At 67.0% G+C, this 12,613-nt stretch carries 10 protein-coding genes; all 10 read right to left on the minus strand.

All coding sequences use genetic code 11. The annotated features are described in order from the left end of the window. Position 1 precedes the first annotated feature (1 nt). Genes AC5Y4F_RS24480 through AC5Y4F_RS24525 form a run of 10 tightly spaced genes read right to left on the minus strand, consistent with a single transcriptional unit; the run spans position 2 to position 12,585 of the window. Positions 2-235 (minus strand): hypothetical protein, encoded by a 234-nt coding sequence (locus tag AC5Y4F_RS24480; RefSeq protein ID WP_036473454.1) that lies wholly within the window; start codon positions 233-235, stop codon positions 2-4. Positions 236-245: 10 nt separating this feature from the next. Beyond that, positions 246-2,144 carry a hypothetical protein gene (locus AC5Y4F_RS24485; protein WP_036473453.1) on the minus strand — a complete coding sequence of 633 codons (1,899 nt, stop codon included), beginning with the start codon at positions 2,142-2,144 and terminating at the stop codon, positions 246-248. Positions 2,145-2,165: 21 nt separating this feature from the next. Beyond that, positions 2,166-3,044, minus strand: a complete 879-nt coding sequence (locus tag AC5Y4F_RS24490) for a hypothetical protein (protein ID WP_036473452.1) — start codon at positions 3,042-3,044, stop codon at positions 2,166-2,168. Continuing rightward, positions 3,044-3,238: a hypothetical protein gene (locus AC5Y4F_RS24495; protein ID WP_036473449.1), complete on the minus strand. Its 195-nt coding sequence runs from the start codon at positions 3,236-3,238 to the stop codon at positions 3,044-3,046. The genes AC5Y4F_RS24490 and AC5Y4F_RS24495 overlap by 1 nt, the downstream gene beginning before the upstream one ends. Further along, positions 3,238-3,651, minus strand: a complete 414-nt coding sequence (locus tag AC5Y4F_RS24500; RefSeq protein ID WP_036473446.1) for a hypothetical protein — start codon at positions 3,649-3,651, stop codon at positions 3,238-3,240. The genes AC5Y4F_RS24495 and AC5Y4F_RS24500 overlap by 1 nt, the downstream gene beginning before the upstream one ends. A gap of 17 nt (positions 3,652-3,668) precedes the next feature. Beyond that, positions 3,669-6,413 carry an FtsK/SpoIIIE domain-containing protein gene (locus AC5Y4F_RS24505; protein ID WP_036473444.1) on the minus strand — a complete coding sequence of 915 codons (2,745 nt, stop codon included), beginning with the start codon at positions 6,411-6,413 and terminating at the stop codon, positions 3,669-3,671. After that, positions 6,413-7,060, minus strand: a complete 648-nt coding sequence (locus AC5Y4F_RS24510) for a hypothetical protein (protein WP_133259259.1) — start codon at positions 7,058-7,060, stop codon at positions 6,413-6,415. Before AC5Y4F_RS24510 ends, AC5Y4F_RS24505 begins: the two co-directional genes overlap by 1 nt. A 28-nt stretch (positions 7,061-7,088) precedes the next feature. Then, positions 7,089-8,225: a C40 family peptidase gene (locus AC5Y4F_RS24515; RefSeq protein WP_051641675.1), complete on the minus strand. Its 1,137-nt coding sequence runs from the start codon at positions 8,223-8,225 to the stop codon at positions 7,089-7,091. A gap of 16 nt (positions 8,226-8,241) precedes the next feature. Beyond that, complete coding sequence (locus AC5Y4F_RS24520) at positions 8,242-10,071, minus strand: hypothetical protein (protein ID WP_225337322.1); 1,830 nt, start codon at positions 10,069-10,071, stop codon at positions 8,242-8,244. 15 nt (positions 10,072-10,086) lie between these two features. Further along, positions 10,087-12,585, minus strand: a complete 2,499-nt coding sequence (locus AC5Y4F_RS24525; RefSeq protein WP_036473441.1) for an ATP-binding protein — start codon at positions 12,583-12,585, stop codon at positions 10,087-10,089. Positions 12,586-12,613 lie beyond the last annotated feature (28 nt).

Below are 12,613 nucleotides of genomic sequence, written 5' to 3' on the forward strand. Positions count from 1 at the left end.
GCTACTCGGACAACAGTGGGTCGTAGCGGTGGGCGAACGCCGCCTGCGCGCAGGCCAGGAACAACTCGGTGAATCCCTCGACACCCAGCGGACGCAGCGTCTTGACGGCAGCGTCGACATCGACGATCGCGCCGGTGGTGCACACCGACACCGACAAGGCAGCCGGGTCGGTCTCGGCAGTGGTGATGACCTCGTCGTCGTCGTCCTTGAATTGCGTCACAGTGATGGAATGCATGGCGGCCCCTTTATCCTGCCTGTCGCGTGAGATCGAAGACCACCGGATCCCGATCGGGTCCGGCGACGGTCGCGAGGAACTGTCCGCGCAATGCGCGGAACGCGTCCTTGTCGTGGCCCTCGAGAGCCGCCGCCAGCGCGACCTGCCACAGGTCCTGTCGAACGCTGTCATACCACAAGCCTTTGCGCGCGACTTCGACCGCGGCCCCGAACCGCTTGGCGTCGTGGTGCCGGCGCGCCAGGGCCACCGCAGCTGCGGGAACTCGGTCACGTAACTCTTCGCGCAAGTCTTTGGTCCAGGCCCATTCTTTCGGCGGGATTCTGCTCAGCGGCGGCCCGGTGACCAGATCCATCGCTGCGATCAGGTTCGGGGTGGGGGTGGTCTCGACGAGGATTTCCACCAGCCGCTCGAATTCCATCCAGTCTGAGCGCACCGCGTTGTCGAGGTGATAGCCACCATCGCTCATGGGCGGCAACGCTTTTGGCCCACCGGGGCGCACGACTCCCAGCCGTGCGCGCAGCAAGGAGAGCTGCTGGGTCACCGTTTTTTCTGAGGCCGCCCCGCCGTAGACACAGGCGATGATGTCATCGGCCCTGGCCCAGGGGCGGTGCTGAAGGAACACGGTGAGTTCGTTGAGCCGCTTTTCCCGGGGCCCGGGCTCTTGGGTGCTGTGCGGTGGTTGCAGTACTACCTGGCCAAGGATGCGGTTCCACATCGGCGCGATCACCGGCGCTGGCCCATCGGTCTGTTGCCGGCTTTCGGTCGCCGCGGCAACAGGCAGTGCAGCTGCCGGCAGGTCGGCTTGTGCAGCGTGCGGGGCCGGGCCCGGAGCGTGGTGCTCGTCTGCGGGTGCCGCAACGGGGGCGCGTTGGGCGGCTTGGCTGTCATCGGGGTGGTCGGCGACCAGGAACGTCGGCGCCGCGGGCGTCGAGGTTGCGTTCCCGGGGGCGAAGAAGTCGATCGGGCCCTGCTCGCCAGGCGCGGGTTCAGGCCGGGGCGCGCTGTCGGCAAGGCCTGCAGTCCCAGTGGTCGGGCTGTCCTCGTCGAGGCCGGTCGTATCGAGGGCCGAGTCATCCCAGTGCACTGCGCCGGCGGCGGCGCCGCGTTCGGCCGGCACCGCTTCAGGGGTGGCGACCGGATGCTCAGGCTGGTCGGTCAGCAGTTCGGCGCAGCGCTCGACGACCTCGGCGCTGGGAACGATCAGTGTGGCCGTCATCGGCCGCGACGAGGAGCCGCGACTGATCTGCCCGAGCCGATCGGGACCACAGTTGATCACCCAGGTGCTCGACATCGCCGCGTCTTGACCGAGGTCAATCAGGATCGGGCTGGTCGCCGCGGCCACGATCTGGGCGCGTTCGGCATAGGTCAGCCCGGGACCACACACCAGCACGTCGACGCCGGGAACAGACCCCGGCGCCACTGGTTGCACCCGGGTGGTCCATGGCCCCGTCCACACGTCGTCGGTGATCCCAATGCTGATGGCGGGATGGGTAGCCACCAGTTCCAGCACCCAGCGGCGGATCAATGCGGCAGCGGTGTCGGGATCTCCTTCGACGCGCAGCCGGGGAAATGCGGCCAGGTTCAACCCCACCAGTCCACCGTCATCGGTGGTCCCGAACACCACCAGGTAAACCGGATGGTTGGGGTCCGGTGGGTACCCGGGGTCGACGGCTTCCCAACCGATGCGGGCTTCGCGGCCGGCGGGCTGCCACGGCTGGGGCAGGGGAGCTTTGAGCCCTTCGACGAAGGTCACCGTCAGTTCGTCGCGGCGGGCGGTGATCACCCCGGCGGGCCCCGGTGCCGGTGAGAGCCCCGACAGCGATTCCAGGCGCCGCGCAACGTCGCGCGCTCGGCTTTGCCCGTACCACCATGAGGTGACCGGGACGCTACTGACGGCGGTGGACACCATGACCTGCGCGCTGTGCCCGGACTACTTGCTGCCCGTAGCGCTGGTGGCCGGGTCCGCGGGAACAGCGCCGCCATCACCGCCGGAAAACGCATCCAGGTCCACACCCGAGGTGTTCGTCGCGCTCGCGCCTGGCTTGGTGCCGCCGCCGGTCGCCGGAACAGCCCCCGCACCGCCGCCACCGCCTTGTCCGCCGGGGTTGTCTGCGGTGGTGAAGGGGTTGGTGGCCGCGTTGGGGTTGCTGCCCGCCGGGGTCGCGTTGGTGGCGCCGGTGGGGGAGCTGGAGAACGGGTCTGAGGTGGCTCCCACGGTGGTGGCCGCCGGCGCGCTCGGCGAGGCCAGCGGGTCGGCGAAGGGGTTGGCGGCCGGGCTGGTCGCACCGGCCTGCTGCGCACCGTAGGGGTCGCCGAACGGGTTGGCGCCAGCACCGCCCATTCCTTGCCCGAACGGGCTCATGCCCTGACCCAACGGGTTCATGCCTTGCAGCCCTGAGCTCCCTGAGCCGAGCAATTGGCTCAAGATGTCCATCAGGCCGCTACCGCCTTTGGAGTCGTCTTTACCGTCGTCGTCTCCATGGTGGTGGTGACCGCCGTTGGCGGCGTCCTCGCCGTTGGCCTGCTGGGTGGCCGCCGATTCTTCAACTGTGCCAGCGCTTTTGGACTGGTATTTCTCGATGATCGCCAGGATCTGACGTTGGCCTTCGGGTGATTGCGGATTGGGGACTGCGGCGATCTCGGCGGCCTCGGCTGCGGAGTTACCCGCGATGGCGTTGCCGCCGTTGATGTTGACATCAGCACTGCCGTCCGCGGCACCACCGGCACCGGTGGCGTTTCCGTTGAACCCGTCCAGCGGTACGTGATCATGACCGGTTGACTGGGCGAAAGGGCCGCCGTGACCGCCCATTAGCCGAGCACCGCCGTGGAGAAGTTCGAATCCAAGACCTGTTGACGGATTTCGCGGGCCTGCTCGGCGCATTGCCGGCTCAGTTCGCCGACCTCACGCAGCCCGTCACCACGCACCGGGTTATGGCCGAACAGGTCGTAGTAGCGGCGGTGCTGCTCCTGAGACTCTTGGACCAGCGCGTCGATCGCACTCATCAGTACTCCCCTCGGTTGGCGGCGCCCACCGAGGCCAACGCCGGCTCGGCTGATACACCGTTGGTGTGTGAATCAGAAGATGGCTCGGGCCGCCCCGCGGGGGCATCCGGCTTGGACCCCGGCGAGCTCTGCGAGGTGGGGCCGGCCGGGGTTCTGGGCGGCGGTGTGGGCAACTTGGCGGTTTTCTTGTAGCCCATTTGGTCGAGTTGATCGTTGGTGACCGCACCACCTTTGACCGCCGCGGCGCGCGCCTCTTCGTAGCGCTCCCGTGCCGCCGCCGCGTCGTGGAGCTGGGCCACGTAGGCGTCCCAGGTTTCTCCGACATCACCGACGAGGGCGGTGTTGTCTTTGAGTAGGTTGGCATACGCGGCCTCCGCGGCAGCCCTGCCGTTTTTCCTTTTCCTGGGCGCCATACCCACCTCCGTTGTCGCTAGTGCATATGCAGTTTGCGAGCCTGCATCACCTCGTAGGGATCGACCTCGATGTCGGCGGCGTCGTGACCGTCATCGAGGTCCCGATAGGGGATCACCAGCCGGTCAAGACCGTCAGCATCTTCGGTGAGGTAAGGCTCGGCGTGAACGTACTTCCAGTCTGCGACACCGTCAACGGAAAGGTCCACCAGATCACCGTGGGTGATCTCGTTGGCCGCGACCGGGATCGCGGCAGCGTATTCGTCTTCGATGGTCGGTAAATAGTCGTCGTCGAAGCCGTCAACGGGCGCCCCGAATGACGCGGCCGCCGGCGCTGTGGCGCCCTGCCCATCGTGGCCGTGTGGTATCCCCGCGAGGTCGGCATGCTCGTCGTCCATGGTGGCCTGGCGGACCGCGCTCAACGGTCGCACGTACTGCTCGCTCAGGGGGTCCAGGTCGGGACGTTCGGAGGCGAGCACGATCGGTGATTGGCGGATGTCGGCGAACGACAGCGACTGGTCTTCGTCCTCGGGGTCGTAGCCGCGCAGCGCACTGTCGACCACCCGGCGCGGCCAGAAGCTGTCGACGTTGCGCAGCTCGGTGAGGATGGCGCGTTCGTGGTCTGTCAACGCCGCCCACTGCTCCTCGGTGGCCGGGATTTTCGGCGTGTAGAACGCTTGCATCTCCCGGAACCGGCCGTCGGGCAGCTGCACGGTGCCGCGGCCCTTGATGCCCGGTTGGATGCGGGTGCCCGCGACCGCGTCGTTGAACATCATGATTGCCGCGTCCTTGGATCGCAGGCGGCCCATCGCCACCCGCAACGCGGTGTTGTCGCGCGCCTCACCAGAGATGAACATCGTGTCGGGACGCTGGATGCCGATCGCCATATGGATGGCCACTGCTCGCGCGGTCCGCAGCAGGATCCCGACGTCTTTGGTGGTGGGCGGCGCTCCTTTTTCCTTGCTGGTCTTGTACGTCGCGTAGAACTCGGCCAACGCCACCACCAGGTTGGAGAACTCGTCGGTGATCACGATGATGGGGTCGAAGTCGTCGGCGCGGTTGGGATTGATCTTGACCTGCGAGAGCCGATCGCGCATGGTGTCGGCGATGAACCGCAGCGCGGCGGTGTGCCCGACCAAGCCGTCTTCGTCGGTACCGGCGGTCACCAGCGACACGTTCGGCCAATCCCGCATCCCTGGGGAGTCGAAGCCCTTCGGGTCGATTTCGACCACGTTGAAACCCCGCCGGGCGCACTGCGTGGCCACTGTCATCAGCGCCGACGTCTTGCCCGAGGAGGTCTGGCCGGCGATGAGCATGTGCGGGGACTGTTTGAAGTCCCAGCTGATGGTGTTGCCGTAGGCGTCGACGCCGAACGGGATGACCGTGTGCTTGTACAGGGAACGGATGGTCGCCCGGGTGACCGTGGGGAATTGCAGCGGCGGGTCGACCAGGACGGGAAGGCCGGGGCTGCGCACGAACCGCACCCGCCGCGAGGCCATGCTCCATTCGGCTTCCCAGGATCCTCCGAGCGCATCAGAGACCATGCCTTCGATGACTCCGCGGCGATAGGCCGAGCTGACCTTCAGGTTGTAGGCGAAGCCGACGGTGAATTCGCGGATCCGCGAGGCGATGGCGTCGTTGCCGGTGGCGGCCGCTCGTTGCGCCAGCTCCTCATCGACATCGGCGGGCGGGCTGCTGGCGGCCTGCCCGTCAGCCTCGTCGGTCACCGGGGCTGGGGTGTCCACGGTCACCGAGGCGATGTGGGCTGCCGCATCAAACCAGGAGGCGACCAGCGGAGCGAGCACCGTTTCGGCGTCGTCGACGGCGTCGTGCTCATCGACGGTCACGGTGTGGGTGGCGGTCAGTGTGCGGGTCAACGCCTCATGTTCAAGGGTGTAGGTGTGGCCGGTGACCTCGCGCAGCACCGCGCCGACTTCGGCGATGAGGTCGTCGCCGACTGCTCGGGGATGCTGGCTGTAGAGCAGCTTGACCACCTTGGGGAATGCTTTTTGCCGGCGCGGGTAGGCGCAGCGTATGACCTTGACGCGGCCAGCTCGCAGGTCATCGGTCCATCCCAGCGTGAACGACGCCAGGTAGGTGACCTTGTTGATCTGGCGGGTGATGGTGCCGCGCAGGTACGCCCACCAGGCGAATTGGGTGAACCCGTAGCCGGCCGCGACCAATAGCGCAACGACCACCAGCCGACCAGGCAGGGTGCTCGCCGCGGGCCCGGCCCAGCGCAACAGGGCCCCGGCCAGGGCCAGGGTCACACCAGCGCCTCCCACAATCAGCGGCACCGTGGGGTACTGCTCACCGGTCCAGGCCTGTCCGGCACGCAGCTGGCCCAGATGGCCGGTGCGGGCGCGGTGGTTGGACCACGCCAGCATGGCCCACCACAGTGCGGCCGCCGCCGCGGCGATCGCCGGGGCGGCGATGAACAAGATCCAAAACCAGCCCACGCCCACGCCGGCGACGACGTAGATCGGGTTGGCTGAGGGGGGCAGCAGGTAGTCGCGCACCGGTGAGGGCGAATAGAGCAGGTGCTGGGCCGCTGGCCAGATCTTGGTGTAGGTCAGTAGCGCGACCACAGCCAGCGCGGACAGGATGATCCACCGCCACCCTTGGGCGGCCTGCTTCTGCTCGGCCGCGGATTCGCCGGCGATGTGGGGGCGTTTGAGCTCGGCGTTGTTGATCGCGTAGGGCCGCGGCGGCGGCGCCGTCCTGGTGTCAGCCTTGGCGCCGGGAGCTGTCTTGTTCGCTGCCATCACCGCACCCCCGGGCCCGGGGAGGAGGAGGCCGGCGCCGGCGTGGTGTCGGAGTTGACCGGCACCACGTTGGCGACCTTCCAGCCGTCTGCTGCCAGCGCCAGACGGATTTCGATCTGGGACCCGTCGTTGTAGGTGGCGCGAAACGCCACGGCGCCGGGCAGCTCGTCGAGCGGCCCGTCCAGCGAGCTCACCGCGGCCTGGGGGACGTTGCGGATATCGGTGAGCCGGTATTGCTCGATCAGCTGCTGCGACACATCGGGGCTGATGCGGGCCAACCAGTCGTCGTGATTGTCGTTCGGGGAGGCGAAATTGGTGGCGAACCGCGCGGCGAGGGCCCGAGCGGCGTCGATCGAGGCCAGCTGCGGCGCCACGGTGGGTGCCGGCAGCTGGTCCACCGCAGGGTTGTCGCCGTAGTCAGCAGGCGGGGCCGCCGGCGCCGGCGCGGGGGTGGCGCTGGCGGCTGGCCGCTGCTGGTGGCGCTCGCTGGCGGCGGTCTCACCGTGGTGGGTGCTGTACTGCCAGCACAATCCCGCCACGGCGACGATGCCGGCGATCACTCCCAGGCGCAGACGCAGCGGGACCCGCCGCATCCACCACCGCAGGCGCCACCATCGGGCTCGCAGTGATCGCTGCTGTGTGCTCATGTTCATGTCAGCCTGCCTCTTTTCTCGGTCATAGGACGCGTTTGATGACGACGAAGCGGGAGGGAAACGGTGAGAGCTTCACCGGGATCCCGAAGTCTTGGGCTTCCACGATCGTGGTGGGGTTGACCACCATGGCCACGTGTCCGGGCCCGCGGGAGTCGGGGTTCAAAAACACCAGATCGCCTGGCTGCACGGCGGTACGTGGGACGATGCTGCCGTAGTGGACCATGTCGTAGGTCAAGTGGGGCAACACAATTCGGTGTCCTGAGGCTTGGTAGATGGCGTAGAGCACCAGACCTGAGCAGTCGAATCCGCCCCCGGTGGGGCCGTTGGTGTTTCCGCCGCCCCACACATAGGGCAGCCCGATCTGGGCTTCTGCGGCTCGCGCGGCGGCCACCCCGGCCGCGGTGCCGGGCCCCAGGTTGCTCGGCGCGCCGGCGTGCGGATCGCGTACCACACCGCAGATGTCGCGGCCGCTGTCGTCTTTGGTGGACTCCGGCGGGGTGGGATGACCAGAGCTGGCCATCACTTCGTGTAAGTGCTGGCGGTAGAACGCGGTTGCCTGTGTCACGAATGCGGCGTAGGCGTCGGGAAAGGCCGATCCTTGGACTGCTTGGGCGGCCACCGTGGGGGCCATGTTCTGCCAGCCGCCGACTTTGAGCAGCTTGGCGAAGAACTTTTGAGCCGCAACGCCGGGGGTCATCAGGTCACGCAGGCTGCCCCACCATGGTTGTTGCTGCATGATTCCGACCGACTTGTGGTCGTGTCCCACGCCCTCATGGGGAATGCCCATCGATTCGGGCACATTGGAGTTGGCCAGGTTCCGCAGCCCGGATTCCTCCATGCCCACCGCCAAGCCGATGATGATGCCCTTCTCGGGCACCTTCATCTGCAGGCCGGCGGCGATGACAGCTTTGCCGTTGTTGATCGGGCCCGGCCCAAACGACACCCCGGTGTCGGGGCTGATTCCCTGGGACTGCAGCTGGTGCTGGCACTGCGGGGTCAGCCCCGCCGTGGCCGGCGGCGCCCCGCCACCGAGGAACACCACGAAGATCACCAGCAGCGCGGTCAACGCGAACGGCGCCAGCAACGCCAGCGCGGCGTAGAGCTTGCGGCGATGCGCCCATACCGTGCGGGCGATCGCCACCCATTCCATCGGTTCCATCAGTGCCCGGCCCTAGTCAGGCAGCCTCAGACAACGCGTGGCGGCCCTCGCGGCCGCCCCCGCCCCCGCCGCGGCTGGCGCGGTAGATCCGGACCGCTTCGGCCAGCCGGTCGTGAACTCGGCTGGCATCGCTGACCACGACCGCCGGTTCGGCTGGCTGCGGCGCACGCTGGTGGCCGCCGGCATCCGAGGAGGTGTCGGCGTCGCCGCCGGCGCGGCCTGCCCCCGATGCGCCTGCGCCACCTGCTGCGGGGTCGCTGATGGATGCCGGCCCGGATCCAGGTCCGTCGCCGCCGTCTGGACCGGCGCCGCCACCGCCCCCGCCGGCGCTGCTGGAGGAGTCCGATTCTGGTTGGATGCGGCCCGGCTCGCGTTTGTTGCTCGAGGCGCCGCGCCCGCCGGGCGCCAGGTTGCCCTTCAGTGCAGCCAGGTCAGCGGACTTGGAAAGCCAGCCTCGGCCGGACCCGCCGCTGTTTCCGCCGCCGAGTTTGGCGGCCATGGTGTCGCGGCTGCGGTCGAACATGCGGCGCAGCGGCCCGAAGAACGCGAACCCGAACGCCAGGACCAGCGTGGTCAGAAAGATCGACTGGATGGCGTTGGTCGACTCCTTGAAGACTTGGTCGAGGATCACGTTGTAACCGCCGAACGCCGCGGTGTAGATGACCATCGCCGCGAACGCCATCGCGCAGTCCAGCAGGGTTTTCCACGCGAACATCTGCGGCCCGCCCGGTATCACGCCGATGGCGAACGCCGGCGGGGCCAGCGCGGCATACAGCATGGCTTGTACCGCCGCGCGCACCACATGCCACACGAAGTAGCAGGCGAAGGCGACAAGGATGCTGGCCAGGAAACCGCAGATGGACAGCGGCACCAGGAAGGCGGCGGGGTTACCCATAGACTTGTCGTGCATTTGGTCGCCCTTTTTGGAGTCGCACCCCTGAATGTCGTCTTTGAGTTTGTCGCCGTGCTGGTCTTTGATTCCTTTCGACCATGCTTCTTTGCATTTACGCGAAATCGAGTCGCTGACTTGCCCGAAATTGATCATCTGGGTGGGCGAACGCAAAAACCTATCGGCCAGACGTGACACCATGTCGTCGATGTTGGCCTTGCCGCCGTTGTCGCTCATGTGTCCGTCCGACACCGACGACGCGATCTGCAGACCGGTGTCACGCCCTTTGGCCAGCAGCCCATCGGGGCCGACGAGTTCGGCCAGCGGGTTAGCGAAAATCGTTGCGGCAATACCGATCATCACCATCGCCATGGCGATGTTGGACACCGCTTTGGCGGTGCGGCCGGCCAGCACCGTGCAGACCGCGATGATCGCCAAGACCGCCAGGGCGGTCGCGGCCAACCCGAACCGGTCCATCGCGGTATCCACGCCGTGACCGATGGTCTGAAACGGGCCGGTGAATAATTTCAACCACGAAAAGTCGAGCACGAATTTGATCAGCCACAGCGCGGTCGTCGTGACGCACAGATACACCTCGTAGACGACAGAATCGACGTAGGAAAAGATCTTCGCCGTGGGATCGTCCCAGCCGCCCTGATTGAGGGTCAAGGTGTATTTGGCGACCGGCACATTGTCGGAGTCTTTGATTCCCATCCAGGAAATCAGCACGTCCCCGGCCCCGGTGTCGGCGCCGGTACCTGGATCCGCGCTCGCCTGGGCCGCGCCGACCACGAGCAGCAGAAATCCAATCAGCACCGCCGTGGTCACCGCACGGTGACGTGCACACCACCGCAGCACGGCCGCGGGAGTCCAGGCCCGAATCCCTTGATCCCAACGCGCCAGCCGATCGGCGTCGACGAGCACCCGGCCGCCGCTGTTGGGCCGATGGTCCCTCACATGAACCTCCGTGGGCTAGGCGACTTGGCTGTGGTCGGGGGGAGTGGTGCTCATCGCTTCGCGCCGCAGCGGCGAGGAGGGGCCGAGCACCTTGATGCGGCCGATCGCGCCGCGGGCGTCGCGCATGTAGCCCTCGCCCTCGCGGCCGCGCACCACCTTGCCGTCGGCGCCTTTGGGTGAGGTGTTGGTCGTCAAGTCACGCACGATGTGCGGGTTCTTGTCGGGGTCGATCCCCAGCCATTTCAGTGACCGCCTGGCCAGCGTCTCGTCACGGTGGCGCATGACGATCCGCATCGGTATCAGGTCCAATGCGGTGCCCGCGGGATAGTCGTTGACCGGGTCGTGGCTTCCCAGGATCAACGAAATGTTGTCTTTACGGCCGTCGCGCGCCAGCCGCGCCGTACGGGCCAAACCGGTGGAGGTGGAGGTCACGTGGTAGGCCTCATCGAGGGCCACCGCGGCCGGTCGCGCTTTGTTGAGCTGGAATGCTTGGCGACCCAACTCCATCGACAGCCCATAGATCGCCCGACCGAACACCTTGCTCGGACTCAGCGCCTCGCGGCCCGCCACTTCCTCACCGGTGGGCACCTCGACCCTGTTGGTGCGGATCACGATGCCTTCGGTGTTGAGATCCAGCGACGGCAGATTCGGGTCGAACAGCGCCGCGGCATAGCGGCGGCCTGACCAGTAGGCCAGGTGGCGGTGCAGCTCATCCCATCCCGAAGGCAGCGGCTTGCCGTCGGCCAACTTGCCCATGTCAGCCCCGCGCTGCAGCACGGCAAGCAGGTCCGGGATCGAGCGCACCCCCCATTCCGGGCGCAGCACCTCACCCAGTGTCATTCCCATCGGGGAGTTCGCTTCGCACTCGAACAGCGGCGTGAGCAGTTCGACGGCGGAGTCGACCCCAATATCGGCCTGGAAGGTGCGCAGCGGATCCATCGACCACTGCGGCCGCATCAGGTCGATGATCGCGTGACTACCCAGGGTGGCCGCCGGGCGCGCGTACTCCCCGGAATCGGTGCGGTCGATCGCCAAGAACTGACCGCCGATGTCGACCAAATGGAACAGCATGTACATGATCAGCCAGGTCTTGCCCGCACCCAATTCACCGGCGATCGCGATCGCCGAGGACGCGTCTTTGAGCGGCTCACGCCACCACTCCAGGTGCACCGGCTGATTGCGCCGACCCGACAAATTCAGCGCGATGATCGGCCCCTGCGCATCACCGACGGCATTGGTCGCGAACGGCACGCTGGCGGCCTGGTACTCACTGATGGTGACGTGGGAGAAGTCGGCAACCACACGCAGGCCGGCACCGCCGGGATTCATCGCCGACCACAGCTCGCGTTGCCCGCCCAGCGGGGCGACCACTTTGATGCGGTTACGTTCGAAGGCCTGCACCAGTTTGAGCGCCCCGTCCTCACACTGGGCCCGCGAGGCGCCGGCGATGGCGAAGATCGGGCACATCGACACCTCGATCTCGTCGTCGTTGGTTTCCAACAGCGCGTTGTATTCGCCGAGATCGAGCGCCTGCTGCGACAGCATGTCTTGGGCGAAGGACACCTCGGAGTCGCGCTCACCGACTTGCTCATTGAGCCGCCGCAGGTTCTTGGTGTTGCGCGCGATCGCCTGCTCGCGGCTGGTCTTGCTGATCCGCGCTGCCCAGTCGACGTCGAATCCATCGACGCGGTCGGCGATGGTGAAAAACTCCGACCCCGGAAACTGCAACCCCTCGAGGGGAAGCGATTCGATCGCCAGCAGCGTCTGCCATGAGGTGGCCGCGCCGATCCGGCCGGGCTGGCTGATCTTCACCAGCGGCGCAAAGCTGTCCGGCCGCCACCGCTTGCGGTCGCCACGCCGTTCACCTTCGTCGAATTCCGCTGCGGCGAACGCTCCGGCGGGGGAGGACACGTTCGACGAAATCGAGGGCGGAAACACCTCGCGGCGCGTCCCGCGTGACAACGCATGGTTCCACAGCCACACCATCTGCGCTGCCGTCAATGGCTCGAACGCAAACACCGACGGAAGACGCGCGACGATCGCGGCCGCTAGCGCTGCCGCCCTTGCCATCTCGACGCGGTCACGCTCCGCCGAGCGGCGCGCCACGCCGCCCCAGCCGGTGAGATCGGATACGACGTCGGCGTCGGTGACCGGAAATGACAGCACGAAAATCCGCTCGGCGGCGTGCACCGTGGACGAAAAGTACTCGTGCTTGCCCTCGCATTCCTCGCGCCACATCGGACGGGCGCTGAGGTCTGTTCCGGCGATCGCGCGCGCAAGGATTTCGTCCGGATTCATCGCCGCGATGACGCCTGCGATGACCGCGTTGTTCGGCAGCGCTCGGATCAGGTTTTTGTGGTGGATCAAGGTGTCGTATTTGCGTTCGTCGCTGGTGTATCCATACGCCAGTCCGGTGAGCCGGTAGTCGGCCCAGATTGCGCCATCGCGCATGCGGCGCAGGTTGCCCATCACCGACATCGTGGGTTGCAGGTTCTGGTCGAGCTGGTGAGCCATCAGAGCGTCCTTCTTCGAGGGTGTTTGA

The sequence above is a fragment of the Mycobacterium sp. NGS56 genome, from assembly GCF_059812425.1.